A 24,965-nucleotide genomic window follows, 5' to 3' on the forward strand; every position below is an offset into this window, starting at 1 on the left:
ATGGTTGGGGGGTGTTCAGGCTGCGGGGGAACCGTCCCCCTCAGGCCATGGGGCACCAGCTGCCTGGCAGCGCGGGGCACCGGGACGCCATTCAATGCGTCTGGAAGGGTGTCATAGTTCCGTAAGCGGAGGCGTGATTGCATGGGCTGTCCATGACCTTTCACGCGCGTTCCCTGGTCCGCTTCCTTTCCGTCTCCACCGGTCCCTCCCGCCGCCAGATGAGGGAATGCTAAAATCCGCGTGACCCTGGAGGGAGAATGTCGAGTTTCCTGAACCGCCTACTGAACCCACGTCCCAACGCCCTGGGCGTGGAAATTGGCACGAGTGCCATCAAGGTCGTCGCCCTGCGCCCCGGCTCGCCGCCCTCCCTCCAGCACGCCGTGATGGTGCCCACTCCCATCGGCAGCATGCGCGACGGACTGGTGGTGGAACCGCAGGCCGTTGCCACGGAACTGAAGAACCTGCTCGCCGAGCACCGCATCACCCAGCGGTTCGCCGTGACCGCCGTCCCCAATCAGGTGGCCGTCACGCGAAACATCATGGTGCCCAAAATGGACCGCAAAGACCTGCAGGAGGCCATCAAGTGGGAAGCGGAACGCTACATTCCATACCCGATTGATGACGTCAGCCTGGATTTCGACCTGCTGGACGACCCGGCCAACATCCCCGAGGACGGCCAGATGGAAGTTGTGATCGCTGCGGCGCCCACCGAGGCCATCGCGCGTCAGGTGGAGGTGCTGCGTCTGGCCGGCCTGGAACCCAGCATTGTGGATCTCAAGTCCTTTGCGTCTCTGCGCGCCCTGCGGGGGAACCTGCTGGGCGAACACCTCACCAAGAGCACCCTGACCGGCAGCAACTACACCGAATCCGGTGAGGTTGCGCTGGTCATGGAGATCGGAGCAAGCAGCAGCGTGATCAACCTCGTGCGCGGCGACCGCATCCTGATGGCCCGCAACATCAACGTCTCGGCCGACGACTTCACCACCGCCCTGCAGAAAGCCTTCGATCTCGACTTCAGCGCGGCCGAGGAGGTCAAGCTGGGGTACGCGACCGCCACGACGCCCACCGAGGACGAGGAGGATCTCCTGAACTTCGACATGGCCCGCGAGCAGTACTCCCCGGCCCGGGTCTTCGAAGTGGTCCGCCCGGTCCTGGGTGACCTCATCACCGAAATCCGCCGCTCCCTGGAGTTCTACCGGGTGCAGAGCGGCGACGTCGTCATTGACCGGACCTTCCTCGCGGGCGGCGGCGCGAAACTGCGCGGCCTGGCCGCCGCCATCAGTGACGCTCTGGGGTTCCGGGTGGAGGTTGCCAGCCCCTGGCTGACCGTGCAGACGGACCAGGCGAACGTGGACACCGGGTACCTGCAGGCCAATGCCCCCGAGTTCACGGTGCCGCTGGGCCTGGCGCTGCGGGGGGTGACCACCCGTGGTTGAAGTCAACCTTCTTCCGCAGCAGTACCGCAAGCAGTCCGAGCCGACCCTGTGGCAGCCTGCAGCTGTGGCGCTCGTCGTCCTGACCGCCCTGATCATCGGCGGAATCGAGGTTGTCAGCGGCACGCAGATCGGGAACCTGCGCAAGGACATCGACAGCCTGAACGGTGAGGTGGCCGCCCTGACCCCCGCAGACCGCGAGTTCAGCCAACTGACCCTGGAACGCACGCAACTGACGCAGATCACGGCCATTGCCACGCAGTTGCGTGACGCGAAAACCTACTGGACGAACGACCTGGCGGCCTTCACCGCGCAGCTGCCCAGCGGCAGCGGAGTGGCCCTGAGCAGCATGACGATCCGCCCGCTGGACGCCGGCGCTCTGGGCAGCCTGCAGCAGACCGGGGTGTACAGCGGGAAGAACGTGACGCGGGAGATTGAACTTACCGGCAAGGCCAGCAGCCAGCAGGCCGTCGTGAATTTCCTCCGGACCTTCGAGAACAACCCCAGCTTCGGCCTGAATTTCCGTAACCTGCAACAGGAAGCGGAGGCCAACGAGTACACCTTCAACGCCAGCGTCGGTATCGTCCAGGCGGGGACGGCGCCGCAAACGCCCGTGACGCCCGGTGCCACGCCCGCCGCGCCGGCGACCCCGGACACCTCACAGGGAGGCGGCAATGTTAACTAAACTCTCGCCCCGCAACCTGTTCCTGGTGGTGCTGGCCGCCTGCCTGATCACTGCGGCGCTGTGGTACACCATGCGCTTCCAGACCCGGCAGGCAGAGATTACAGCTCTGAATTCGGAGCTGGAGACCGTACGGTCCCGCGTTACGGTGATGCGGTCTCACGCGCAGGCGCTGCCTGCCCTGCGTGAAGAGGTCACGAAGCTCAAGGTGCAGCAGGACGAATTTCTGGCCGCCCTGCCCCCCACTGCGAACTACTACAGCATCCTCGACGAGATTCGCCTGAATGCGGCGGCGGCCGGCGCGGAGATGACCTCCTTCAGTGTCGGGAACGCCACGGCGCCAACGACCCTGCCGGCCGGCGTGCGGCCCATCGCGCTGAACGTGAATGTGTCCGGCCGGTTCGCCCAGCTGTTCCAGCTGCTGCGGTCGGTGGAGACCATGAGCCGCTTTTCCAACGTGAACAACGTCAGTCTGCAGCTGCCCCAGGCGGTCAGCCGCGACCCGGTTCTGGAAGGGACCCTGGCGCTCACCGTGTACACCTTTGATCCGAATCAGGCCAGCAGCGCCGCGGCCGGCACGACCCCGCAGGCTCCAGCCGCGGCGCCTGCTGCGCCGGCCCCGACAGGAGGCACCCAGTGACGCGCGCGCCCGTCAAACTCTCCCGCGAAATGAAACTGCTGCTGGGCCTGCTGCTGCTCGTGGCGGCCATTGGCCTGTGGTACGTCCTGACCAACAAGGGCAACGACACGGTCACTGACGCTGCGGTGACCCCGCCGGCAGAGACGGTGCCCGTCACCACGCCAGACGCCACGGGCAAAGGCACGTCGAGCAGCGGCCCGGTCTCAACTGGCGGGGGGCAGGTGGACGTGGAGGTCATTCCGCCCTTCCCCACCAGTGATCCGGCAACGCCGACTCCGGCTGCTGCGCAGGACGTAGCGCCCACGCCCGGCGGCATCAATCCGGACGGCACGCTCGCCGCGGTGCCTGGCAACAACCCGTTCCAGCCTCTGCGGATCGACGCTGCGGCCGGGGCCGGTGCTCCAGCCGGCGCGGGGAACAGCAGGTCGGAGACCCTGCCGGCCTCGACCGCCAGTATTCCCTCCCCGCTCCCCACCGCAAGCGCTCCTGCCGTCACTCCCATTCAGACGGGCGGCGCGTTGGGCCTCTCCCCGCTCCCCGGGTCGTCCGGCGCGAGCGACACGGTGACAGGCGGAGCCATTCCCGTGCCGACCATTCCTGGCGCAGACGGCAGTTCCAATCCTGTAGTGGTGACGCCCATTGCAACGGGTGGGACCGTCGCCACGGTGCCCGGAACGCCTGGGACGAGCACGGCCGCCACGGGTGGAACCGGTGTGGTGACGTCGGGCAGCAGTACGCCCACGCCGGTAACTCCGGGTGGGGCCACCACCGGTGCGACTATTACGGCGGGCACGCCTGCAGCGCTCCCAGGCGCCCGGCCGGCGCCCGCTCCAGCACCTGCCCCAGTGGCTGGCGTGAGTGTGCCCAGCGTGACCCGCCTGCCCGGCACCACGGCAGCTGGTCTCACTGCGGGAACCACGCCGGGGAACGCCACCGGGAATGGTGCTGCGACAGGGTCAGCTGGTGCGCTGCCCACAACGGTTCCAACGCCTGGCACGCCGGATGTCATTACGGAAGTTGGCAGCGATCTTACGGGGACTCCTGGCACTGTGAGTGGCGCCAGCGCCCTGGACTCCTTCGTGCAGTCTCAGGGGCTCGCGTTCAACGCCGTGGTTCTGGGTCCGGTCAACACGGCGATCTTCCGCAGCAAGGACGGGTTCGTGGTCGTGTCGGTCGGGCAGAACCTGCCGGATTCTCCGGTGACCGTCAAGGAAGTAACCGCCACCAGCGCCACCCTGAGCCTGGGCAACGACTCGAAGATCCTCGAACTGGATAAAAGGTGAGCCATGACTAAACGCTTTGCTTCTCTCCTGCTGACCGCCGCGCTGGGCATGGCCGCCGCGCAGACGCCTTCCCTGCCCGCCCAGACCAGCGTGGCTGACCCGGCTCTCTCTCAGGCCAGTGTCACTGTGGAAATCGGCCGGTACGGTGGACCGCTTTCCAGTCTGCTGGGCGCCCTGGCCAAAGCGGCCGGTTACGGGCTGATCCTGGATACGAACGTGGACGCTCTGCCTGCCGCGGGCGGCACCACGAGTGTCACCGACGCTCAGGCTGCAGGTGCGGCCACGTCGTCAGCGGGCACGGCACGCCCGGTGATCTACTCCTTCCAGAACAAACCTTTCAATGAAGTGTGGCCGCTGCTGATGGACGTGTACGGCCTGAGCTATGACGTGATCAGCCTCGCCGGGCAGCCGGTGCTGCGGGTCAGTAACACGCCCATCCAGCGGACCGTGACCCTGCGGAACGCGGACGCCACGCAGGCGGCGCAGCAGGTGAAGCTGTTCTTCGGGACGCCCACTTACAGCGAAACGCCCCAGAAGGACGCGCAGGGCAACACCGTCGGGATGACCCGCGCGCTGGTGGACGTGAAGCTCGACTCGGCCACGCTGCGCATCGTGCCGGATGTGCGCAGCAACTCGGTGATTGTCCGCGGCACGAACAAGGAAGTGGCTGAAGTGACCCGCCTGCTCACCCAGCTCGACAGCACGCCGGGTGCCAGCACCACGGCCACCGCCGCGACCACCACCACGGAATCGCAGACGGTGCAGCGCGTGTACGCCGTGCGGGGCGCACAGGCGGACATCGTGGCCCTGCTGGCCGCGCAGTACCCGGGTCTGAAGGTCACGCCCGTCGGGCAGACTGGTCAGCTGGTGGTCACCGGACCTCAGAACCAGCTGGACGCCGCCCTGACCCTGTTGGGCCAGGTGGACCGGCCCGCACCGGCGGTCGCGGGCGCTCAGATCACCCAGCGGGTCTTCCAGCTGGTGAATGCCAGCGCTGAGGAGGTCAAGGCCACGCTGGAGGGGACCCTGGCCCGTGAAGTGACTGGCAGCTCGCCGGCCCTGGCCAACGTGCCGGTGAATGCCACGGACGCCAACGGCACGGCGGTGACCGTTACCGTGCCCACGACCCAGACGTCGGCGGCGCAGGCAACGACGACCGCTCCGGCGCCCGCCTCTTCGGCGCCGGGGGCCACGATCATCGCGGACAAACGCACGAATACCCTGATCGTGCGCGGCACGGCCGAGCAGGTGGCGCAGATCGCCGATCTGATTCCGCAGTTGGATCTGCGCGTCCCGCAGATCAACGTGCAGGTCCGCATTCAGGAGATCACGGACACGGCGGCGCGCAGCCTGGGCGTGAACCTGAAAGCCGGGTTCGGTGGGTTCAATGTCACCACGGGCAGCAACGGCCTGGGGCTGTCGTTCGACCCGACGCAGAGCCTGGTGGGCTTCAACCTCGGCGCCACGCTGAACACCCTGCAGAACCAGGGCCTCAGCAAGAGCGTGTACGACGGCAGCATCACCATGCAGAGCGGCCAGCGGGCGCTGGGCAGCAGTGGGCCGCAGAATGCGTCGGGCAGCGCGGCAGCCAACATCAAGAGCGGGGGGCGCCTGGAGATCACGATTCCGTCCAGCGCCGGGAACATCCAGCGTCAGATTGACTACGGCGTGAACCTCGACTTCTTCGATCCTCAGGTGGCACCGGACGGCACCGTGACCCTGCGTGTACGCGGACAGGTGAACGCCCTTCAGACAGCGGTGACGGCCTCCACACTGCCCAATCTGCTGCAGTTCACGAACAGCGAGGCGCAGACCACGCTGACCTTCAAGAGCGGCCAGACGCTGCTGCTCAGCGGGCTGCTGTCGACGAAGGAATCCACCACGAATGCCGGGGTTCCGTTCCTGTCGAGCATTCCCGTCGTGGGCGCCTTGTTCGGAACGCAGACCACGCAGAAACAGCAGTCACAGCTGCTGGTCGTGATCACCGGCACGGTCGTCCGCTAGGCACTTCACCGGTTCATTGCTCGCCCTTCCGTGTGAAGGGCGAGTTTGTTTGTGCAGGGACGCCGGGGCGGGGGCGGGCAGGCGCTACAGTCTCTGGGAATGAGGTACCTGACCGCTGGTGAATCGCACGGGCCGCAACTGACGGCCATCATTGAGGGCCTCCCCTCCCAGCTGCCGTTGGGCAAGGAAGATATTGATCCGTGGCTCCGGAAACGTCAGGGCGGGTATGGCCGGGGTCGGCGCATGATCATCGAGACCGATGAGGCGGACATCCTCAGCGGCGTGCGGGCCGGCCGGACGACGGGGGCGCCTGTGACGCTGGCCATCGCGAACCGGGACCACCGGAACTGGACGGAGATCATGTCCCCGGAGCCGGGCGGGGAGCCGCGGAAGAAGGCGCTGACGGACGCGCGCCCTGGGCACGCGGACCTGACAGGGGGCGTCAAGTACCGGCACAAGGACCTGCGGGACGTGCTGGAGCGCGCCTCGGCACGGGAAACTGCGGCGCGGGTGGCGGTGGGCAGCGTCGCGCTGAAGCTGCTGGCCGAGCTGGGCGTGGAGGGCGCAAATTACGTGTCGAGCCTTGCGGGGATCGAGACGCGCGTGCCGTTCGCGTGGGAGGCGCTGGACGCCATCGAGAACAGTGACCTGCGAACGCCGGATGAGGACGCGGCCGCCCTGATGCGCGAGCGGATTGATCAGGCGAAGAGGGACGGGGATACGCTGGGCGGCATTCTGGAGGTGCGCTTCCGGGGGCTGCCGGTGGGGCTGGGCAGTTTTGTGCATTACGACCGGAAGCTCGACGGGCGGATTGCGCAGGCGGCCCTAAGTGTTCAGGCGATGAAGGGCGTGGAGATCGGCCGGGCGTTCGAGAATGCGGTGAAGCCAGGGAGCAGCGTGCATGACCCGGTGTACTACCGGGACGGAACGTACGCGCGCGACACGAACGGCGCGGGCGGCCTGGAAGCCGGCATGACGAACGGTGAGGAACTGATCGTGCGCGTCGCGATGAAGCCGATCGCGACGCTGATGAAGCCGTTGCCGACCGTTAACGTGGTGACGCACGCGGCGTCCGACGCCGCCCGGGAACGCAGTGACACGACGGCCGTGCCGGCGGCCGGGGTGATTCTGCAGTGCGTGATCGGGTGGGTGCTGGCCGAGGCGATGCTGGAGAAGTTCGGTGGGGACACGCTGCCGGAGTTGCAGGAGCGCGTGGTGGCCGCGCGGGCGTACGCGCAGAGCTACTGAGGCGCGGGGCATGCTGAGCGACACTGAGGGGTCCCGCTGGGCCCGCAGTCTGACTGTGTTCCGCGCCGGCCTGGAGCCGGGGCTTCAGGGGCATCTGCGCGACGTTCCTGAAGATGGGATCGGGGGACGCGTCACGCCGCGTCTGGAGGATTCCCGTACACTGTCCCCCATGTTCAGTTCCGGCCTCATTGAGCGCCCTGTGTCGTGGGTGGCGCTGGCCGGCTTCATGGGAACGGGCAAAAGCCGCATCGGGTGGGAGCTGTCACGGGCCCTGGCGCTGCACTTCGTGGACACCGACAAGCTGATCACGCGGGTGGTGGGCAAGAGCATCCCTGAGGTGTTCGCGCAGGAGGGTGAGGGGTACTTCCGGGCGTGCGAACAGGAGGTCGTGCACCGCGTGACGCGGCTGGAGCACGCGGTCATCAGTCTGGGCGGCGGCACCTTCATTCAGGAGGAGAACCGGCGCACGCTGCTGGAGCGCGGCCCGGTGGTGGTGTTGTGGGCCACGCCGGAAACGATCTACCAGCGGACGAAACACAGTGACCGGCCTCTGCTGCGCGTGGAGGATCCGCTGTCGAAGATCCGCACGCTGATGGATGAGCGCGCCCCGGTGTACCGGCAGGGCACCATTCACGTGCACAGCGACGGGCGGCCCAGCGAGGAGATCGTGGAGGAGATCATCGAGCGGCTGTGGACGTGGGCGGATGCCCAGCACGCCTGGGCTGGCGGCGGAACGGACCTTGAAGGTGCAGACAGTGTCGCCCTGGAGTACCGTGCGTCGGATTGAGGTGGGGGGCGCCGCACCGTATGGGGTTGAGGTCGGTGCGGGGGTCCTGGACGGGGCCCGTCCGTCCGAACGGCAGGTCGCGCTGATTCACCCGGTGGACCTTCCCGCGGCCCTGGTGGCGCGGGTTCAGTCGGTGCTGAGCCCGGTGCTGACCGTGCCGGTCCCGGCGCGGGATGACTGCAAGACGCTGGCTGTGTTCTCGGACGTGCTGTCGCGGCTGGCCCAGGTGAACCTGCCGCGTGACGGCGCAGTGGTGGGGCTGGGGGGCGGCGCCGCCACGGACCTGGCCGGCTTCGTGGCGGCCAGTTATCTGCGGGGCGTGGCGTTCTACACCATGCCGACGACGCTGCTCGGCATGGTGGACGCGGCGGTGGGGGGCAAGACCGGCGTGAACCTGCCGGAAGGCAAGAATCTGGTGGGGGCGTTCTGGCCGCCGCGCGCGGTGTGGTGTGACACGACCACCCTTACCACGCTGCCTGAGGCGGTGTTCCGGGAGGGGGCCGCCGAGGCGTTCAAGCACGGGCTGATCAGCGATCCCAGCCTGCTTGACCGGGTGACAGCGCCCGGGTTCCGGCCGGGCGGCCCGGGGCTGGAGGACACGCTGGCCGACGCTATCGCTGTGAAGGCGGGCGTGGTGACGCGGGACCTGACTGAGCAGGGCGAGCGGGCCTTCCTGAATTTCGGTCACACCCTGGCGCATGCCCTGGAGGCCGTGACCGACCACGCGGTCCCCCACGGAGAGGCAGTGGCGTACGGAATGCACTACGCCGCGCGGCTGTCCCGGGCACTGGGAGGCGCGGACCTGACGCGGCGTACCCGCGCGTTCCTGGTGTGGCAGCGGCCGGCGCCGCTGCCGGCCGTGACCTTTGAGGAGGCGAGGACGTTCATGGCGCGTGACAAGAAGGCCGACGCGGACGGCGTGCGGTTCGTGCTGCTGCGTGACCTGGCCCAGCCGTACCTGACCCGTGTTCCTGAGGCGCAACTGCGCGCCGTGTTCCAGGCCTGGCAGGCTGACCTGCGGGAGCTGAACCTGCTGGCGTAGGCCCGGGGGGCACGCCTGCACAATCCCTGTGCGCACCGCGGCGGACGGGCGGTACGCTGCGGGTATGCTGCTCGTGTTGAATGGCCCGAACCTGAACCGCCTCGGCCTGCGGGAACCTGGTGTGTACGGCTCTCAGACGCTGGAGGACCTGGAGCGCCAGTGTGAGGCGTGGGGCGCGGAGCTGGGTGAGTCGGTCACGTGCCGGCAGAGCAACTACGAGGGGCAGCTGGTGGAGTGGGTGCAGGACGCCGAGGAGCACGGCTTTACAGGCATCGTCCTGAATCCTGGGGCGCTGACCCATTACAGTTATGCGCTGCGGGACGCCATCGCAGGGCAGCGGGTGCCGGTGGTGGAGGTGCACATCAGTAATGTGGACGCCCGCGAGGAGTTCCGGCACCGGAGTGTGACGGCTGCCGTGTGCCGCGGCAAGATCAGCGGTCTGGGCTTTCTGGGGTACCGCCTCGGCATGGAAGCGCTGGTGGAATCGCGCACGTGAATGGGTCCGGCGCCCGGAGGGGCGAGGGCTGTGCTTGCCGGACCCTGCTCTTATCTGATACCCTTGCCTTTAGTGTTTCGCGCTTGGTAGAGCCGAGACGACCGGGAGGCACCCGGACACGCACGAACCTTCTCCCCCGTCGGCTTGGGGCGTGTCGCAGCCAAATCCCATCTTTTATGGAGTTTCACGGTGAAAACCTACATCCCCAAGAATGACGAGCAGAACTGGGTCGTCGTGGACGCCACGAACGTGCCCCTGGGTCGCCTCGCGACGCTGATCGCCAGCCGCATCCGCGGCAAGCACCGCCCTGACTTCACCCCGAACATGATTCAGGGTGACTTCGTGGTGGTCCTGAACGCCGAGAAGATCGCCCTGACCGGCAACAAGCTCGACGGCAAGGTCTACACCCGCTACACCGGCTACCAGGGTGGCCTGAAGACCGAAACCGCCCGCGAGGCGCTGAAGAAGCACCCCGAGCGCGTTATTGAGCACGCCGTGTTCGGCATGCTGCCCAAGGGCCGTCAGGGCCGTGCCATGCACAGCCGCCTGAAGGTGTACGCCGGCGAGACGCACCCCCACGCCGCTCAGAAACCCCAGACGCTCGAGGTCAAATAATGGCGATTCAGCAACCCGAACAGTTCTACGGCACCGGCCGCCGCAAGAGCGCCGTTGCCCGTGTGTTCCTCCGCCCTGGCGAAGGCAAGATCATCGTGAACGGCAAAGAGTTCCAGACCTACTTCCGTGGTCTGCTGCGCGCCGTGCACGCCCTGCAGGCGTTCCGTGAGACCGGCACTGCCGGCCGTTACGACGCCGTGATCACCGTGACCGGCGGCGGCCCCACCGGGCAGGCCGACGCGATCAAGCTGGGCATCGCCCGCGCGCTGCTGAAGGTCAACCCTGACTTCCGCACCCAGCTGAAGCCCAAGGGCCTGCTGACCCGCGACCCCCGCGAAGTCGAGCGCAAGAAGTACGGCCTCAAGAAGGCCCGCCGCGCCCCCCAGTTCAGCAAACGCTGACGTTCGTTTCCCGCTGCTCCCCCTCCCACGCGGAGGGGGAGTTTCCGTTGCCCCGGCGCGCTGGTGCCGCAGGCCCGGGCTGCGCGCCGCAGGAGAGCTGAGAGTGACCCATCCGAATCCGTCCATGACCGTGCCGTCCCCCTCCACCAGCGCGCCGGAAGGTGTGACCCTGGTGATCACCGAACGCGTGCGACCTTCACGCGTGGAGGCGTACGAGGCGTGGGCGCGGCGCCTCCACGCCCTGCTGGCCGCGCAGCCCGGCTTCCTCGGCGTGCACGTCCTGCGTGACCCGGCCGGGCCGCTGCCGGAGTACATCACGCTGCTGCGGTTCACTTCACACGCGGCGCTGGACGCCTGGCGGCTGAACCCGGCGTACCAGGACGCGCTGGCGCAGCTGAATCAGTTCACGGCGTCAGAGGTGGAATACCGCGAGGCGCAGGGGCTGGAGGCGTGGTTCGACCGGCCGGCCCGGCTGCCCGCCCCGCCGCTGTGGAAGAACATGGTGGTGGGTGTGGTGGGCGTGTACCCCCTGATCATGCTGTTCGCCACGCTGCTGCGGCCTGTGACGGCCGATTGGCCCGGCTGGGCGGCGACGCTCGCCACGGCCACCCTCTCGACCGTGTTTCTGAACTGGCCGGTTCTGCCGTGGCTGTCACGACTGCTGCGGCCCTGGCTGTACCCGGCCCCTCGCCGCGGCTGAGCCTCGGCAGAAGGAGAGGCGCCTGGGGGGATCAGGCCTCCAGAGCGCCTCTTCTTCTGCCTGCGTGTTCAGGTCCAGGTGCCTTTGACCTCGCGCACGTGCAGGGTGGGCCCTTCGGCGGCCACCACCACCACCCGCGCGCCCTGCGGGGTGTCGGGGCCGGTGGCGCGCCACTCGCTGTCACCCACGCGCACGCGGCCCATGCCGTTCACGATGGGCGTTACGACCGTCACGGTCTGCCCCACCAGCCGGCTGGAGCCCCGGTTGACCCGGCCCGCTTCGGGCGAGTCGGGCAGCAGGCGGGTGATGTACCGCCGGCCCAGGAGGACCGCAGCGACGCTGAGCAGCGCGAACAGCAGCACCTGCACGGCGACCGGCAGGGGCAGCACGAAGACCAGGAGCCCCATCGTGAAGGCTGACAGCGCGAGCCACACGAAGAAGATGCCGGGCGCAGCAACTTCCAGGATCAGGAGCAGGGCGCCCAGCACCCACCAGTGCCAGGCTTGAATGCGGTCCAGGGTGGGCAGCCAGTCCATGGTCTACCCGCGCCGCGGGCCGAAGGCCTCACGGGCAATTTCAGCCACGCCGCTCAGGCTGCCGAGAATACTGGTGGCTTCAAGCGGCAGAATCAGGGTCTTCTGGTTGGGGGCGCTGGCCAGGTCCTTCAGGGCGTCCACGTAACGCTGCGCGACGAAGTAGTTGATGGCCTGCACGTTCCCTGCAGCGATGGCCTCACTGACCAGCCGGGTGGCTTCGGCTTCGGCCTGCGCCTGCCGCTCGCGGGCTTCGGATTCCAGGAACGCGGCCTGGCGGCGGCCCTCGGCGGACAGGATTTCCGCCTGCTTCTCCCCTTCGGCCTTGAGGATCGCGGCCTGCCGGAACCCTTCGGCGTCGAGGATGTTGGCGCGCTTCTCGCGTTCGGCCTTCATCTGGCGGGCCATGCTGGCCACCAGATCGGCGGGTGGTTTGATATCCTTGACCTCAATGCGGGTGACCTTGACGCCCCACGGCTCGGTTGCCTCATCCACGACAAGCAGGAGCCTGGCGTTGATCTGGTCGCGGTTGCTGAGCAGTTCGTCCAGGTCCATGCTTCCCATGACCGTGCGGATGTTCGTCATGGTGAGGTTCAGGGTGGCCTGCTGCAGGTTGCTGACCTCGTAGCTGGCCTTGGCAGCGTCCAGAACCTGGTAGAACACCACGCCGTCCACGGTGACAAGCGCGTTGTCCTTGGTGATGACCTCCTGACTGGGCACGTCCAGCACCTGCTCCATCATGTTCACGCGGCGGCCGATGCGGTCGATGTACGGCACGATGATGTTCAGGCCGGGCTTGAGGGTCCGTTGAAACCGGCCGAACCGTTCCTGCGTCCACTCGGAGCCCTGCGGCACACTCTTGACGCCGGAGAACAACGTGACGATCACCAGCAGCAGCAGCACACCCACGAAAACAGTGAATCCCATAGCTTGCCTCCCTTTACGGGGCAGTACGCGCCCCTGTGCCCGGCGGTTCCCACGCCACGCTCTGCACGCCCAGCAGGGGCAGGTCCCGCCACAGCGGGGAGGGATCAACGCCGCGCAGGGCCCCCACAAGCAGACTGATGACCGTACCGTGGGCCACGAGCGCCACGCTGCCCTGCGTGTTGACGTCCATCACGGCGTTGACAGCCGTCGTGAACCGGCTGAGGGCGTCACGGGCGCTTTCCTCACCGGTCACGACGCGGTCCGGGTACAGGAAGAACCGGCGGTCGTCCTCGTTGAACCCGGCCGGGTCGGGACGCCAGGGCGCGGTGTAGCGCAGCTGCTCGTGAAGACCCTGCATGGGGCGCAGCGCAACGCCCAGCAGGGTGGCCAGGCCCTGCGCGGTGGCGTGCGCCTTGGGTTCGGTGGAGCACACCACGATCTGCGGACGGGGGTGGAGCCCTGCGGCAACGGCGGGCAGGTCGTTCAGAGCCCCGGCGGCCAGTGTCCACTCGTGCGCGGGTACGCCCGGCTGACACTCCGGCCGGGCGTGCTTGATCAGATGCAGCGTTCGGGTCACGCGTGCAGGAAAGCACGCCGGGCCGGCGGAACGCCTGAGTGCAATCGCGTAGATGCCCGGGCGGCGCGGCGGGCCGGTCACCGCTAGACTTCCAGGGTGAGTGCGCCGCTGGTGAGCCTGAAGAACGTGGACGTGATCGCCGGGGGCCGCGCGCTGCTGCGCGACGTGACGCTGGACGTTGAGCGCGGCGCGGCGCTGCGCCTGTGGGGACCCAACGGCGGGGGGAAAACGACGCTGTTGCGGCTGCTGGCCGGTCAGGTGGCCCCGGTGCGGGGGGACCGGCGGTACGCGCTGGGCGGCGAGGTGCAGCGCTCGGCGGTGCGGGCACGGCGCACCCTGAGTGTGGTCGGGCCGGATGCCGAGGCCTTCTACCTGACGCGTGAGTGGGTGCAGAGCGTTCAGGACGTGCTGCTGGGCGCCCTGAGCGGCGAGCGGCTGAACCTGTGGGACGCCACCCCCCCAGACCGGGCGCGGGTGCAGGAGGTCGCGGCCCTCACCGGCCTGGAGCCGCTGCTGGAGCGGGACGTCCGGACACTGAGTCACGGGCAGCGGCGCCGCGTGATGCTGGGCGCCGCCCTGATGCCCGCCCCGGAGCTGCTGCTGCTCGACGAGTTCACAGACGGCCTGAGCGGCGCGGCCCGCGCGGACCTGGGGACGCTGCTGGAAAGGGTGCACGCCGCGGGCGTGGCGGTGGTGCTGGCCTCGCACCGCCCGGAGGAGGCGCCGGCTCTGCCCTGGCGGACCCTGCACGTGTCCGGGGGGACGGTGCGCATCGGGACACCGGACGCGGAAGCGTGCCGCGCTCCGCTGCCCCTGCCGGACTCCCCCCGTGCAGGCGGGACCCTGGTACGCCTCACGGCGGCCAAGGTGTTCCGTAACGGTCACCGCGCGCTGGGTCCCCTGAGCTGGACCTGGGACGCCGGGCAGCACTGGCTGGTGACCGGTGAGAATGGCAGCGGCAAGAGCACCCTGGCGCGCCTGATTGCCGGGGAGCTGCACGCCGCGCTGGGCGGACGGGTGGACCGCCCCTTTCTGCGCCCGGACCGGTTGAGCGAACGGCGCGCCGGCATCGGGCTGGTGAGCGCGGAACTGGGAATCCGGCAGCGGCGGGACTGGACGGGCCGTGAGGTGATCGGCAGCGCCTGGAGCGGCACGGAAGGTTTTGCGCCTGCCCTGACGGCCGCGCAGGCAACCGAGGTGGCACGGCTCGCGGAAACACTGGACCTGACAGCCCTGCTGAACCGGCCCGCGGAGGTGCTTTCACAGGGACAGTTGCGGCGCCTGCTGCTGGCGCGCGCCGTGGCGCACCGGCCCGCACTCCTGATCCTGGATGAGGGCCTGGACTTCCTGGACGCCGCCTCACGCACCGCGTTCCTGGCGCTGCTGCCCGGTCTGGTGCGCGCCGGCACGCACGTGATGGTGATCGCGCACCGCCCGTCGGACGCCGTGGCAGGTCTCACGCATCACCTGCACCTGCACGGCGGTGAGGTGGTGTGGGCGCGCGCGTTGCCGTCAGACTCGGCTCACCTTCAGGCTCTACCCTGACGCTCATGAACCGTGCCCTGAGCATCCTCGCCCTGCTGGCCGCCACCGCGCTGCCCCTCTCTGCCCTGGCGCAGACCACCCCGGCCACCAGCACGGCCGCGCCCGCCACGGGCCGCACCGTGGAGGCCGTGACCGCCACCAGCCCCAAGGGCTACTCGATCCGCGTTCCGGCCGGGTGGATTCCACTGAAGAACGTGCCGGGCGCGGACGTGGCGTTCATCAACCGCAGCACCGGCACGGTGCGCCCCACCGTGACCGTGCAGGTGCAGGACGTGGACCCGAAACTGAAGGCCACCCTGGCGGACTTCCGGGATCTGTTCGCGGCGCAGCTCCCGAAGGAAGTGCCCAAATTCCGGATGCTGGGCGAGAAAACCATCAAGCTTGGCGGGGGCACCTCCGCGATCCTGTGGTCCTACCTGGGTGACGGTGAGGGCGGTGCGGTCCGCTGGACGCAGGTGTTCGCCGTGAAGAACAACCGCCTGTTCACGGCGACGCTGGTGCAGCCCAGCGGAACGACCAGCGACCTGATCGAAGAGGGCCGCGCGATTCTCAGCAGCCTGACCCTCACCACCAGGTAAAGATCCTCAGCCGTGCAGGGGGCCCCGGCCGGGGCCCCCTGCGTCATGCCGGCGCGGCAGCCTGAAGGCGGTCGGCCCAGGCGTGCAGAAACTCGCCCAGCCGCGCCTGCTCAGGCACCTGCGCCGACGCGTGCCGGGCCAGGAGCGGCAACGTGCCCACCTGCACCCCGAACGCCGCGACCTCCAGCATGGCCTCGTCGTTGTCGCTGTCCCCAAACGCGACGGTACGGTCGTGCGCAATCCCCAGCCGGTCGGCGATCAGGGTCAGGGCCGCGCCCTTGTGCGCGCCTTCCGGGGTGACGGTCAGAAAGTGCGGGTACGGGTCCTGCGCGCCGGTCAGCACAAGGTGCGGGTGTGTGCCCCGCAGTCGCCCGGCGAAATCCGACACCTGCGGGTGGTAGTACCCGGCTTTCAGGATGCCGCTGCGGGGCGCGTCTGTCAGGGGCCGGTACTGGCGCAGCTGCATCCACGGTTCGGGCTTCATGTCGCCGGGCAGGTCCACGTACAGGGTGTCGGCGGTGAACAGCACCACGCGCGCGCCGGGCAGTTCGTGGGCCAGCACGGCTTCCAGGTCAGCGTCACTGAAACTGGCTTCGCTGTGCAGGTCCTCTCCCACCATGATGCGGCCGCCGTTGTTCGTGGCGACCGCGTCGGGCTGCATCGCCCGGCAGACCTGGGAGGGCGGCGTGTCCCGCCCGGTGATGATCGCCAGGTGCACGCCCAGTGTTTTCAGGCGCGCCAGGGCCTGCGCTGTGTCGGCAGCCACCTCACGGCCGGCGTCGGGAATGAGGGTGCCGTCGAGGTCAAAGGCCATCAGGAGCGGCAGGGTGGTGGGCAGGTGTGCGGGCAGGATCACGCGGGGCAGCCTAGCAACTCTGCCTGGGCCCGCGCGAGGACCCCGGCCACAAGCGAGCGGCGCGGCCGGCGTCACCGGCTCAGTGCACCCGGGCTGCACAAGAACGATGCCGCCCCCGAGGTCGGGGGCGGCATTCGCAGAGCGGGAGGGAGGGTTACCCTTCGTTCTTGGCGGCCTGGGCACGCGCGGCGTCTTTCATCACGCGGCTGCGGTCGCTCTTGATGCGGGCCGCCTTGCCGCGCAGGTCGCGCAGGTAGTACAGCTTGGCGCGGCGGACCTTACCACGCTCGAGGACGCTGATCTTGGCGACCAGGGGGCTGTTGAAAGGGAACACGCGCTCCACACCTTCACCGAAGGAGATCTTGCGAACGGTGAAGCTCTTGCGGCTGCCGGCGCCGTTGATGGCGATCACAACGCCTTCGAAGGCCTGGTTGCGGGTGCGGGTGCCTTCGACGACCTTGGTTTCCACGCGGACGGTATCGCCAGGGCGGAACTCGGGCAGGTCGGCTTTCAGGTGGGGCTGCTCGACGGCGCGCAGGATGGCGCCACGGTTCGCTTTGATGGTGTGCTGCATGGGTTGCTCCTTCGGGCAGCGGACCGTCCCACGGTCCTGCAGTCTGCAGGCAGAGACGTTCATGCTCCTGTTGAACGGGCCGCGCCCACGCTGGGGCAGCCGACCGGACCGTACGAGTATACGCGGCCTCCCCCGGCAGGGCAAGTCAAACAGGGGGCACCTTCGGGCGCGGACAGGCGCAGCCGACCGAATTCCTCTGAGACAGACGGAAAAATGCCCCAGGGCCAGGCAGGGCAGGAACCCGGTCAGGCGCCGATGCAGGTCCTGCCGCAGGTTGGGGAAGCGGGGGTGGAGATGATGACGGGACAGGGCGCACTGTGCCAGCCACAGGCGTGCGATGACCTGGCACCCCTGAAGAATGAGAGGGCCGGGCAGCCCCGCCCGGGCTGCGCGGGCCTCACCTGCAGATCATGGGTGGGTGGGCACCCAGAAGCGCAGGAACGGTTTCGGGTGGTCGTCAATCCGGAACTCCCCCTCCAGGACCCCTGCGTTCTTCTCAATGGCGCGGCGTGACCCGGTGTTGTCGGCGTCGCAGGTGAGCAGGGCCTGCGCGATACCGAGTTGATGGGCGCGTTTGAGCGAGAGCTGGAGGATGCGTGTGGCGTGGCCCTGCCGGCGCGCACTGGGACGGACCTCGTACCCGATGTGCCCACCGAACTGCCGCAGCCGGTCGTTCAGGGTATGACGGACGCTGGCGCGGCCCAGGTACGTGTCGCCTTCGACGAGCCACAGGTACTCGGAGTGCACGAAGCCGTCCGGGAGAGGCTGGCCGGGCGCGAAGCGGCACAGGTGTGCGAGGAAGGAGGGAAAGTCACGTTGCATGTCCGGCACGTTGAAACGCAGGGTGTCACCCAGGCCGCTGCCGCTGGACTGGGCTTCCCGAACGGCTTCCAGGAAGCTGGCCTTGTATCTCCCGGCGGGCTGGACGAGTTCTGGCATGTCCTACCGTACGAACTGCAGCCGGCACCGGCTTCAGCCAGATGGCGCAGCTTCCGCCGCAGCGTCCGGGCGTACCGGACGGGCTCGACCAGCGCGGAGCGCGGAATTCACCAGCCGCCCTGGTCAATCCGGTCCGAACACCCGCCCACGACACCATAAAACCACCCACCCGCACCGTACAATCGCCCCATGACCCACCCCGCCTTCGACGTTCAGGACCTCGGCAGACTGCCGTACCGGGACGCCTGGGACCTTCAGAAACGCACCCACGCGAGCGTGGTGGGCGGGCAGGTGCCCCCCACGCTGCTGCTTGTGGAACACCCACCGGTGCTCACCCTGGGCCGCAAGGCCAGGGAAGGCGCCAACATCATCGTCACCCGCGACTACCTCCACGCCCAGGGGATCGAGGTCGTGGACGTGGAACGCGGTGGGGACGTCACGTACCACGGCCCCGGCCAGCTGGTCGCCTACGCCATCTTCCCGGTGGGCCGGCGCGTCGTGGACTTCCTGCGCCTCCTGGAACAGGCCACGATCAGCGCCCTGCACGACCTGGGACTCAGCGACGCCCGCCCCAATCCCGGGTACGCCGGCGTGTACGTCACGCCGCGCGACGTGAACGGCCTGCCGTACGATCAGAAAATCGCGTCGTTCGGCGTCGCCGTGCAGCGCCACGTGGCCCTGCACGGCCTGGCCCTGAATGTTACCGCCAACCTCCAGCACTTCGACCTGATCGTTCCCTGCGGCCTCACCCAGACGCACATGACCAGCGTGCAGCGCGAATACGATCTGCGCGACCTGCACCGAACGGCCAGCATGAGCGACGCGAAAGCCGCCCTGACCCGCGCCTTCCAGACCACCTTCGCCAGTTACGACTGGACGCTGCCCGCCGCCGCGGCAGCCGGGAGCTGAACCCCATGACCCAGGACACCACCAAGGAACCCAAGTTCATCAAGAACGGCATCTACCGCAAGGACAGCGTCCCGGTGCGCGACAAGAAACCCGAGTGGCTCAAGGTCACCATTCCCACGGGTCAGGTGTTCACGGAAGTTCGCAAGATCGTCAAGGAACACCGCCTGCACACCGTCTGCGAGGAGGCCATGTGCCCCAACATCGGCGAGTGCTGGTCGCGCGGCACAGCCACCTTCATGCTGATGGGCCACATCTGCACCCGCGCCTGCCGTTTCTGCGCCGTGGACACCGGCAATCCCATGGGCAAACTCGACCTGGACGAACCGCAGAGCGTCGCCGAGAGCGTGAAGCTGATGGGCCTGAAGTACGTGGTGCTCACCAGCGTGGACCGCGACGACCTCCCGGACGGCGGCGCGTACCACTTTGCCAAGACCGTCACGGCCATCAAGAAACTCAACCCGGAAACGCGCGTCGAGGCCCTCACCCCCGACTTCGGCGGGAACCCCCACTGCGTGGACCTCGTGCTTGACAGCGGCGTGGACACCTACGCGCAGAACCTCGAAACGGTCCGGCGCCTCACCCATCCCGTCCGCGACATCCGCGCCGACTACGACCAGACCCTGAAGGTCCTCGCACATGCCAAGCAGGCCCGGCCGGACGTCATCACCAAAACGAGCATCATGCTGGGCCTCGGCGAAACCCGCGAGGAACTGCGCGAAACCATGCGCGACTGCCGCGACGCTGACGTTGACGTCCTCACATTCGGACAGTACCTGCGGCCCACCATGCATCACCTGCCTGTGGAACGCTATGTCTCCCCCGCCGAGTTCGACGAGATCCGCGAGGAGGCCATGGCGCTGGGCTTCCTGGAAGTCGTGTCCGGCCCGCTGGTGCGCTCCTCGTACAAGGCCGAGCAGATCGTCATGGACCGCCCTGGCACCCTCCCCGAGCATCTTGCCCACCTGGGTGAGACCGAACAGCTCAGCCTGATCTGACCTCACACGGCACACAACGGCCGGCGCCCCACCCCGCCGGCCGTTGCGCCGTTCTGGGGCGGCCACAGGGCAGGCCGACCCTGACAGCAGGAGCATTCACCATGAGCGCACCCTTGCCCGTTCGGGACGCGCCATACACGCCTACGCCAGGACCCTTAGCCCATGACGCCTTGACCCGCATGCTGGACCTTGACGTGCATGGCTCGCCGGTGATCACGAAGGACGGTGACCTGATCGGTGTGGTGACGCTCAGTGACGTGAGCCGCACAGGACTGAGTAACCCGGTCAGCGCGGAGGCGCCGCATGACCCGGCCTGAACGAAGAAGTCCCGCCGGGCGGCGGGACTTCGTTCTTGGTGCGAATGCCCAGACTTGAACTGGGGACCTCACGCTTATCAGGCGTGCGCTCTAACCAGCTGAGCTACACTCGCGCTTGTGGTGTCGGCGCTGTCCTCTCGGGCAGGCGGGCATAAATGTATCAGGGGTCCTGAGGACTGTCAACTGCCGGGGTCTCAGCGGGGCCATACAGTGGCCGAGCCGCTCGGCGTGACGGTGGCGTGGGTGTCCAGGGCGTAGCGGTCGGTCATGCCGGCCAGGTAATCGCAGGTGGCGCGGGGCAGGCCGCCGCTGTGCGCGGCGCGTGCGCGGTAGGTGGGGGGCAGCATGCTGGGACGGCCGAGCAGCGCGCGGTACAGTGTGGTGAGCACCTGCGTGGCCTGTTCGACCTGCATCTCCACGCGCCAGTGCCGGTAGAGGTTCTCGCGCAGAAAGGTGCCGGTATCCCGCAGCAGGACGCGCATGTCGGGGCTGTACGTGATGAGCCGGGCGGGCTGCGCGCGAACCGCCTGGACACTCTGCACGCCGCTGGTCTGAATGGCGTCGTGGCTGGCGTGGGTGAGGTCCTTGATGAGCCAGCCGAGCAGACCGCGGTGCAGCGTGCGGCGGTCGCGTTCGCCGAGGTCGTGACCGGTGATGCCGGCGCGGCGGGTCAGTTCGGTCCAGAGGGGCAGCTCGGCAAGCTGGCGGGGGGTGATCAGGCCGCTGCGCAGGCCGTCGTCAAGGTCGTGGGCGGTGTAGGCCAGAGCGTCAGCGGCGTCCACGAGTTGCGCTTCAAGGCTGGGCTGGCCCAGGCCGTCGCGGTGATGTTTGTTCAGGCCGTCGAGGGTGTCACGCGTCAGGTTCAAGCCGGGGTAATTGCTTTTGGGATGCTCAAGGAGCGTGACGATCCGCCGCGCCTGGATGTTGTGGTTGAAGCCGCCCTCGTCTTCGAGGAGGGCGTTCAGGACGCGTTCTCCGGCGTGCCCGAAGGGAGGGTGGCCGAGATCGTGGGCCAGGGCAATGGTTTCGGACAGGGTTTCGTTCAGCCCGAGAGTCAGGGCGACGCTGCGGGCCACCTGCTGCACCTCAAGGGTGTGGGTGAGGCGGGTGCGGTAGTGGTCGCCGGCAGCGGAGAGAAACACCTGCGTTTTGGCCTCCAGGCGGCGGAAGGCGGTGGTGTGCAGCACCCGGTCGCGGTCTTTCTGGAAGGCGGTGCGGGTTTCACTTTCGGGTTCAGGGTGTTCGCGTCCGCCGTGGTCGCGGCTGAGGGTGGCGTAGGGGGCCAGGGTGGTGGCCTCACGCGCTTCCAGGTCGGGGCGGGTGAACATATGGGCTTCAGTGTAGAGACTGCCCATGGGGCGGGGTGGGTGCATTACAGTTGCCGCAAGATGAGCGGCGAAACGACAGTGGTGTACGACGGGCGGATCCTGAAGCTGGAACTGCTGGACGGCAAGTGGGAGATTGTGCGGCACGCGCACGCCGTGGCGATCCTGGCGCTGAATGACCGCGGGGAGATGCTGCTGGTGCGCCAGGAGCGCCGGGCGGTGAAGGCGTTCACGGTGGAGGCCCCGGCGGGTCTGATTGATGCGGGGGAAACGCCGGAGGAGGCGGCGCGCCGGGAGTTGCAGGAGGAGGCGGGGCTGGACGCAGACATGACGCTCCTGACGCAGTTCTATTCCAGCCCGGGGTTCTGCGATGAACTGCTGCACGTGTTCGAGGCGACGAACCTGCGTGAGAGCAGCCTGCCGCGTGATGAGGACGAGGAGGGTATGGAGGTGCTGTGGTTGCCGCCCGCGCGGGTGCTGGAGGGCCTGCGGGACGGGTCGCTGGTGGGCAGTGCGTCCACCGTGGCGGCGGCCCTGTACGGGGCGCAGCGGGTGGGGGGCGCGTGAAGACCTTCGTCTCGCCGTCGCAGCGGCCGGACACAGGGACGGTGGTGGCGGTGGGGTCCTTTGACGGCGTTCACCTCGGGCATCAGGCGCTGATCGCGCAGCTGAAGGCCAAGGCGCGCGAGCACCGGGTGCCGAGCGTGGTGTACACCTTCGATCCGCCCACGCGGGTTCTGACGCAGGGCGTGGAATTCCTGTCGACCCTGCCGGAGAAACTGGAGCTGCTGGCCCGCTATGGGGTGGATGAAACGATTGCGGCGTCGTTCACTCCGGAGTTCGCGGCGCGGCCCAAGGCGGCGTTCCTGGAGGACCTGCGGCAGTTGCACCCCCGGACGGTGGTGGTCGGCGAGGACTTCCACTTTGGGAAGGGCCGCGAGGGAAGCGCCGAGGACCTGCGGCTGGTGTCGCCGGAGGTGGTGGTGGTCCCAATTCACGGTCTGGGCGGGGAGGACATCAAGAGCACCCGCGTGCGGGAGTACCTGAAGGTCGGGGACGTGGAGGGCGCCCGGCGCCTGCTGGGCCGGCATTACGACGCGCAGGGCGTGGTCGTGGAGGGTGACCGGCTGGGCCGCACGATCGGGTGGCCCACTGCGAACATCCGCGTGCCGGACGGCAAGGCGTTGCCACTGGGGGTGTTTGCGGTGGTGGCGGTCGGGGATCACGGGCGCTGGCATGGCATGGCGAACGTCGGGTTCCGGCCGACCGTGAACGGTGTGGATCGCCGGTTCGAGGTGCACCTGTTCGACTTCGAAGGGGACCTGTACGGGCAGGAACTGCAGGTGAAGTTCTTTGCGTTCCTGCGGGGCGAGGAACGGTTCAGCGGACTGGACGCCCTGAAGGCGCAGATCGGGCGGGACGCGCAGGCGGCGCGGGTGGCGCTGACTGACGTCCGCTGAGGCCGCGCGGCGAGGTGCAGAGGAGGGCAGGCCCGGCAGTTGCCGGGCCTGCCCTCCTTCACGGCGAGGTTCAGCGGAGTGGAGTGAAGCTGGTCAGGCGCCACTCACCGAAACCGTCGGCAAGCCCGGCGTCTCCCAGGCCAGACGCGAAGCGGGTAGGGTACCCCAGGACCGGGTCGAAGCTCTGCTGCACCAGGGGGCAGGCGGCATTCTGGGCGGTGAGGGTGGCGGCCATCTCGGCGAAACGCGCTTCCATGGTCCGGGCGGCAAGTGGACTGTGGGCACCCTGCGCGCCAGGTGTCAGGGCGACGCCGGTCACGCGGCCGGCCTGCACGGTCACGCGGGTACCGGGAAACAGGACGGGCGCGGCGATCTGCTTCAGGTCGTACCTGTAGTCGCGCAGGCCCTGCGCCGCCCAGCGGGCGCGGGCTTGGGTGAGCTGGGCGTTCAGGGCGCGGAAATCCGGGCGGACGTACCCGGGCCGGCACCCGAAGGTCGCTCCCTGTACAGGTGCGTCGGCCCCACCGGCGTGAGCGGCAGGCGTCAAGGCACTCAGGGTCAGCATGCCCAGCAGGGAACGCAGGAACGGGCGGGAGGAGCAGGTGGGCATGGTCGCAGCGTACGCGGCCAACGTGACGGGCCGCTGAGTCCGCTCCGGGCAGGGTGGCCGGGTTCGCGTTCGGGGGCCGGGTGCGGGCGTACCCTGGGCGGCATGAGCCCGGACGCTGCTTCCTCCCCTGCCCTGACCACACTTGACCTGCCTGCGGTGCTGGACCTGGGGTACTCGTTCTGCCCGAATGACACGTTCATTTTTCACGCGCTGCACGCGGGGCTGGTGCGGGGGCCACTCCCGGTGCGGGAGGTGCTGGAGGACGTGCAGACCCTGAACGAGTGGGCGCTGGCGGGCCGACTGCCCATCACGAAAATCAGTTACCGCGCGTACTTCGGAGTGATGGACCGGTACGTGGCGCTGCGGGCCGGTGGGGCGCTGGGCCGCGGGGTAGGACCGCTCATCGTGACGCGCGGGGACGTGCAGGACCTGAACGGCCGCACGGTCGCGTCGCCGGGGGCGCTGACCACTGCAGAGTTGCTGCTGCGCCTGGTGTTCCCGCAGGTGAACGTGGTGCGCATGCGGTACGACGAGGTGATGCCGGCCGTGGCGCGCGGTGAGCATGCCGGGCAGCCTGTGGACGCCGGGCTGATCATTCACGAGTCGCGCTTCACGTTCCACGAGTACGGCCTGACACGCCTGCTGGACCTGGGCGCGTGGTGGGAGGCCGACACGGGTCTGCCACTGCCGCTGGGCGCAATCCTGGTGCGCCGGGACCTGCCGCTGGACGTGCAGCGCGGCCTGAACGCGGCGGTGCGGGCGAGCCTGGAGTACGCGTACGCTCATCCGGAAGCGGCGCGGGCGTACATCCGGGAGAACGCGCTGGAAATGTCGGACGAGGTGATTCAGGCGCACATTGACCTGTACGTAAATCCGTTCAGTCTGGACGTGGGAGCGGAGGGGGAGCGGGCCGTGCGGGAACTGCACCGCCGGGCGGTGACGGTGGGCGCCGCGCCGGAAACGGGATTGCCGCTGTTCGTGGGTTGAGGCCGACCAGGTCCGAGGACGCTGCTGAAGGGTGCTTCAAGGCCAGCTTTGTGTTCCGGGACGCAGGCATCCGGAAGCGGTTCGGGTGGCGTGCGCCGCCACATTCGCGGCCAACCGCCTGCTGAACGTGCTCCTCCGGGTCCCGCGCTGCTGACGAGCGACAGCGCGGAGCCCGGCCAGCGACGGGCAACGACGGCCGTGCAGGTCCGCGTGAATGGACCCGGCGCTCAGGCAGGTCAGTCGGGCGCACCCCACGTGCGCGCCCGACCTCAATCACCGCCGTTCCGCCTGGTGGGGCGGTCACTCCAGCCTGGGCCTGAAGTGCAACCACAACGGCTCCAGGCGGGCAACAGACCACCCGTCCCTGCCGGTCCTGACGCTGGGTGCAGACGATCCGGGCCAGGCGATCATCCGTGCGAAAATCAGCCTCCCCGGCGGGATGAACTGCTTACGGGTCATTCACACGCAGCGTGCACGAACGCTGCGGGATCAGCCCCTGCAA

28 protein-coding genes and 1 tRNA gene are annotated in these 24,965 nt (G+C 68.5%); 20 read left to right on the forward strand and 9 right to left on the reverse strand.

The features are described 5' to 3' along the window. Positions 1–257: 257 nt before the first annotated feature. The 12 genes from pilM (at position 258) to LAJ19_RS09205 (ending at position 11,331) form a co-directional block, all read left to right on the forward strand. On the forward strand, positions 258–1,436 hold the full coding sequence (pilM, locus tag LAJ19_RS09150) for a type IV pilus assembly protein PilM (protein WP_225475459.1): 1,179 nt from the start codon (positions 258–260) through the stop codon (positions 1,434–1,436). Next, on the forward strand, positions 1,429–2,118 hold the full coding sequence (locus tag LAJ19_RS09155) for a fimbrial assembly protein (RefSeq protein ID WP_225475460.1): 690 nt from the start codon (positions 1,429–1,431) through the stop codon (positions 2,116–2,118). The genes pilM and LAJ19_RS09155 overlap by 8 nt, the downstream gene beginning before the upstream one ends. Beyond that, entirely contained in the window at positions 2,108–2,755 is a 648-nt protein-coding gene (locus LAJ19_RS09160; protein ID WP_225475461.1) for a type IV pilus inner membrane component PilO, read from the forward strand. Before LAJ19_RS09155 ends, LAJ19_RS09160 begins: the two co-directional genes overlap by 11 nt. After that, positions 2,752–4,038, forward strand: coding sequence for a hypothetical protein (locus LAJ19_RS09165; RefSeq protein WP_225475462.1), 1,287 nt, complete (start codon positions 2,752–2,754; stop codon positions 4,036–4,038). The genes LAJ19_RS09160 and LAJ19_RS09165 overlap by 4 nt, the downstream gene beginning before the upstream one ends. A gap of 3 nt (positions 4,039–4,041) precedes the next feature. Then, the gene (locus LAJ19_RS09170) at positions 4,042–6,042 is read left to right on the forward strand and encodes a secretin N-terminal domain-containing protein (RefSeq protein ID WP_225475463.1); all 2,001 of its coding nucleotides are present in this window, start codon (positions 4,042–4,044) and stop codon (positions 6,040–6,042) included. 99 nt (positions 6,043–6,141) lie between these two features. Continuing rightward, complete coding sequence (gene aroC, locus LAJ19_RS09175) at positions 6,142–7,290, forward strand: chorismate synthase (RefSeq protein ID WP_225475464.1); 1,149 nt, start codon at positions 6,142–6,144, stop codon at positions 7,288–7,290. A 49-nt stretch (positions 7,291–7,339) separates the two neighbouring features. Further along, entirely contained in the window at positions 7,340–8,077 is a 738-nt protein-coding gene (locus LAJ19_RS09180) for a shikimate kinase (protein WP_432804241.1), read from the forward strand. Continuing rightward, positions 8,064–9,119: a 3-dehydroquinate synthase gene (aroB, locus tag LAJ19_RS09185; RefSeq protein WP_225475466.1), complete on the forward strand. Its 1,056-nt coding sequence runs from the start codon at positions 8,064–8,066 to the stop codon at positions 9,117–9,119. The genes LAJ19_RS09180 and aroB overlap by 14 nt, the downstream gene beginning before the upstream one ends. Before the next feature lie 64 nt (positions 9,120–9,183). Further along, complete coding sequence (gene aroQ / locus LAJ19_RS09190; protein ID WP_225475467.1) at positions 9,184–9,615, forward strand: type II 3-dehydroquinate dehydratase; 432 nt, start codon at positions 9,184–9,186, stop codon at positions 9,613–9,615. A 189-nt stretch (positions 9,616–9,804) separates the two neighbouring features. Beyond that, a complete protein-coding gene (gene rplM / locus LAJ19_RS09195) occupies positions 9,805–10,230 on the forward strand; it encodes a 50S ribosomal protein L13 (protein WP_225475468.1) in 426 nt (141 codons plus the stop codon). Next, positions 10,230–10,631 carry a 30S ribosomal protein S9 gene (rpsI, locus tag LAJ19_RS09200; RefSeq protein WP_225475469.1) on the forward strand — a complete coding sequence of 134 codons (402 nt, stop codon included), beginning with the start codon at positions 10,230–10,232 and terminating at the stop codon, positions 10,629–10,631. The genes rplM and rpsI overlap by 1 nt, the downstream gene beginning before the upstream one ends. A 103-nt stretch (positions 10,632–10,734) precedes the next feature. Next, entirely contained in the window at positions 10,735–11,331 is a 597-nt protein-coding gene (locus LAJ19_RS09205) for an antibiotic biosynthesis monooxygenase (protein WP_225475470.1), read from the forward strand. A gap of 68 nt (positions 11,332–11,399) precedes the next feature. On the opposite strand, the gene LAJ19_RS09210 is transcribed toward LAJ19_RS09205, so the two are convergent. From LAJ19_RS09210 to LAJ19_RS09220, 3 genes are read right to left on the reverse strand one after another with little or no spacing between them, the layout of a single operon-like run. Further along, positions 11,400–11,867: an NfeD family protein gene (locus LAJ19_RS09210; RefSeq protein ID WP_225475471.1), complete on the reverse strand. Its 468-nt coding sequence runs from the start codon at positions 11,865–11,867 to the stop codon at positions 11,400–11,402. Positions 11,868–11,870: 3 nt separating this feature from the next. Further along, positions 11,871–12,791 (reverse strand): SPFH domain-containing protein, encoded by a 921-nt coding sequence (locus tag LAJ19_RS09215; protein WP_225475472.1) that lies wholly within the window; start codon positions 12,789–12,791, stop codon positions 11,871–11,873. 13 nt (positions 12,792–12,804) lie between these two features. Next, complete coding sequence (locus LAJ19_RS09220; protein ID WP_225475473.1) at positions 12,805–13,368, reverse strand: histidine phosphatase family protein; 564 nt, start codon at positions 13,366–13,368, stop codon at positions 12,805–12,807. A 96-nt stretch (positions 13,369–13,464) separates the two neighbouring features. On the opposite strand from LAJ19_RS09220, the gene LAJ19_RS09225 reads away from it, so the two are divergent. Both LAJ19_RS09225 and LAJ19_RS09230 read left to right on the forward strand, forming a co-directional pair. Next, positions 13,465–14,913: an ATP-binding cassette domain-containing protein gene (locus LAJ19_RS09225; protein ID WP_225475474.1), complete on the forward strand. Its 1,449-nt coding sequence runs from the start codon at positions 13,465–13,467 to the stop codon at positions 14,911–14,913. A 5-nt stretch (positions 14,914–14,918) separates the two neighbouring features. Continuing rightward, entirely contained in the window at positions 14,919–15,491 is a 573-nt protein-coding gene (locus LAJ19_RS09230; RefSeq protein ID WP_225475475.1) for a DcrB/PsbP domain-containing protein, read from the forward strand. A 43-nt stretch (positions 15,492–15,534) separates the two neighbouring features. On the opposite strand, the gene LAJ19_RS09235 is transcribed toward LAJ19_RS09230, so the two are convergent. From LAJ19_RS09235 to LAJ19_RS09245, 3 genes are all read right to left on the reverse strand, one after another. Beyond that, entirely contained in the window at positions 15,535–16,347 is an 813-nt protein-coding gene (locus LAJ19_RS09235; protein ID WP_225475476.1) for an HAD hydrolase family protein, read from the reverse strand. 154 nt (positions 16,348–16,501) lie between these two features. Beyond that, positions 16,502–16,921 carry a 50S ribosomal protein L19 gene (rplS, locus tag LAJ19_RS09240; protein WP_225475477.1) on the reverse strand — a complete coding sequence of 140 codons (420 nt, stop codon included), beginning with the start codon at positions 16,919–16,921 and terminating at the stop codon, positions 16,502–16,504. A gap of 408 nt (positions 16,922–17,329) precedes the next feature. Further along, positions 17,330–17,860 carry a GNAT family N-acetyltransferase gene (locus LAJ19_RS09245; RefSeq protein ID WP_225475478.1) on the reverse strand — a complete coding sequence of 177 codons (531 nt, stop codon included), beginning with the start codon at positions 17,858–17,860 and terminating at the stop codon, positions 17,330–17,332. Positions 17,861–18,049: 189 nt separating this feature from the next. Between LAJ19_RS09245 and lipB the strand changes: the two genes are divergently transcribed. The 3 genes from lipB to LAJ19_RS09260 all read left to right on the forward strand — a co-directional run bounded on the left by lipB (position 18,050) and on the right by LAJ19_RS09260 (position 20,081). Further along, entirely contained in the window at positions 18,050–18,769 is a 720-nt protein-coding gene (gene lipB / locus LAJ19_RS09250; protein ID WP_225475479.1) for a lipoyl(octanoyl) transferase LipB, read from the forward strand. A 5-nt stretch (positions 18,770–18,774) separates the two neighbouring features. Beyond that, positions 18,775–19,764, forward strand: a complete 990-nt coding sequence (gene lipA, locus LAJ19_RS09255; protein WP_225475480.1) for a lipoyl synthase — start codon at positions 18,775–18,777, stop codon at positions 19,762–19,764. A gap of 170 nt (positions 19,765–19,934) precedes the next feature. Continuing rightward, the gene (locus tag LAJ19_RS09260) at positions 19,935–20,081 is read left to right on the forward strand and encodes a CBS domain-containing protein (RefSeq protein WP_349774807.1); all 147 of its coding nucleotides are present in this window, start codon (positions 19,935–19,937) and stop codon (positions 20,079–20,081) included. Between the two features lie 36 nt (positions 20,082–20,117). Here the strand turns inward: LAJ19_RS09260 and LAJ19_RS09265 are convergent. Further along, positions 20,118–20,194, reverse strand: a tRNA-Ile gene (locus LAJ19_RS09265). A gap of 81 nt (positions 20,195–20,275) precedes the next feature. Further along, positions 20,276–21,409: a dGTP triphosphohydrolase gene (gene dgt / locus LAJ19_RS09270; RefSeq protein WP_225475482.1), complete on the reverse strand. Its 1,134-nt coding sequence runs from the start codon at positions 21,407–21,409 to the stop codon at positions 20,276–20,278. A gap of 60 nt (positions 21,410–21,469) precedes the next feature. Here dgt and LAJ19_RS09275 point away from each other — a divergent pair, with 60 nt between their 5' ends. Continuing rightward, entirely contained in the window at positions 21,470–21,973 is a 504-nt protein-coding gene (locus LAJ19_RS09275) for an NUDIX domain-containing protein (protein ID WP_225475483.1), read from the forward strand. Beyond that, entirely contained in the window at positions 21,970–22,866 is an 897-nt protein-coding gene (ribF, locus tag LAJ19_RS09280) for a riboflavin biosynthesis protein RibF (RefSeq protein WP_225475484.1), read from the forward strand. Before LAJ19_RS09275 ends, ribF begins: the two co-directional genes overlap by 4 nt. 70 nt (positions 22,867–22,936) lie before the next feature. Here the strand turns inward: ribF and LAJ19_RS09285 are convergent, their stop codons facing one another. Then, positions 22,937–23,476 carry a DUF6174 domain-containing protein gene (locus LAJ19_RS09285; RefSeq protein ID WP_225475485.1) on the reverse strand — a complete coding sequence of 180 codons (540 nt, stop codon included), beginning with the start codon at positions 23,474–23,476 and terminating at the stop codon, positions 22,937–22,939. Positions 23,477–23,578: 102 nt separating this feature from the next. On the opposite strand from LAJ19_RS09285, the gene LAJ19_RS09290 reads away from it, so the two are divergent. After that, on the forward strand, positions 23,579–24,463 hold the full coding sequence (locus LAJ19_RS09290; protein ID WP_225475486.1) for a 1,4-dihydroxy-6-naphtoate synthase: 885 nt from the start codon (positions 23,579–23,581) through the stop codon (positions 24,461–24,463). Positions 24,464–24,965 lie beyond the last annotated feature (502 nt).

Source organism: Deinococcus taeanensis, from assembly GCF_020229735.1.
In the GTDB taxonomy this organism is placed as follows: domain Bacteria; phylum Deinococcota; class Deinococci; order Deinococcales; family Deinococcaceae; genus Deinococcus; species Deinococcus taeanensis.

Bases quoted from the DNA above. Each gene is read 5' to 3' on its own strand.
- pilM (WP_225475459.1), top strand. From the start codon at position 258: ATGTCGAGTTTCCTGAACCGCCTACTGAACCCACGTCCCAACGCCCTG.
- LAJ19_RS09160 (WP_225475461.1), top strand. From the start codon at position 2,108: ATGTTAACTAAACTCTCGCCCCGCAACCTGTTCCTGGTGGTGCTGGCC.
- LAJ19_RS09170 (WP_225475463.1), top strand. From the start codon at position 4,042: ATGACTAAACGCTTTGCTTCTCTCCTGCTGACCGCCGCGCTGGGCATG.
- aroC (WP_225475464.1), top strand. From the start codon at position 6,142: ATGAGGTACCTGACCGCTGGTGAATCGCACGGGCCGCAACTGACGGCC.
- aroQ (WP_225475467.1), top strand. From the start codon at position 9,184: ATGCTGCTCGTGTTGAATGGCCCGAACCTGAACCGCCTCGGCCTGCGG.
- rpsI (WP_225475469.1), top strand. From the start codon at position 10,230: ATGGCGATTCAGCAACCCGAACAGTTCTACGGCACCGGCCGCCGCAAG.
- LAJ19_RS09210 (WP_225475471.1), bottom strand. From the start codon at position 11,867: ATGGACTGGCTGCCCACCCTGGACCGCATTCAAGCCTGGCACTGGTGG.
- LAJ19_RS09215 (WP_225475472.1), bottom strand. From the start codon at position 12,791: ATGGGATTCACTGTTTTCGTGGGTGTGCTGCTGCTGCTGGTGATCGTC.
- LAJ19_RS09230 (WP_225475475.1), top strand. From the start codon at position 14,919: ATGAACCGTGCCCTGAGCATCCTCGCCCTGCTGGCCGCCACCGCGCTG.
- rplS (WP_225475477.1), bottom strand. From the start codon at position 16,921: ATGCAGCACACCATCAAAGCGAACCGTGGCGCCATCCTGCGCGCCGTC.
- LAJ19_RS09245 (WP_225475478.1), bottom strand. From the start codon at position 17,860: ATGCCAGAACTCGTCCAGCCCGCCGGGAGATACAAGGCCAGCTTCCTG.
- lipB (WP_225475479.1), top strand. From the start codon at position 18,050: ATGACCCACCCCGCCTTCGACGTTCAGGACCTCGGCAGACTGCCGTAC.
- lipA (WP_225475480.1), top strand. From the start codon at position 18,775: ATGACCCAGGACACCACCAAGGAACCCAAGTTCATCAAGAACGGCATC.
- dgt (WP_225475482.1), bottom strand. From the start codon at position 21,409: ATGTTCACCCGCCCCGACCTGGAAGCGCGTGAGGCCACCACCCTGGCC.
- LAJ19_RS09275 (WP_225475483.1), top strand. From the start codon at position 21,470: ATGAGCGGCGAAACGACAGTGGTGTACGACGGGCGGATCCTGAAGCTG.
- LAJ19_RS09285 (WP_225475485.1), bottom strand. From the start codon at position 23,476: ATGCCCACCTGCTCCTCCCGCCCGTTCCTGCGTTCCCTGCTGGGCATG.
- LAJ19_RS09290 (WP_225475486.1), top strand. From the start codon at position 23,579: ATGAGCCCGGACGCTGCTTCCTCCCCTGCCCTGACCACACTTGACCTG.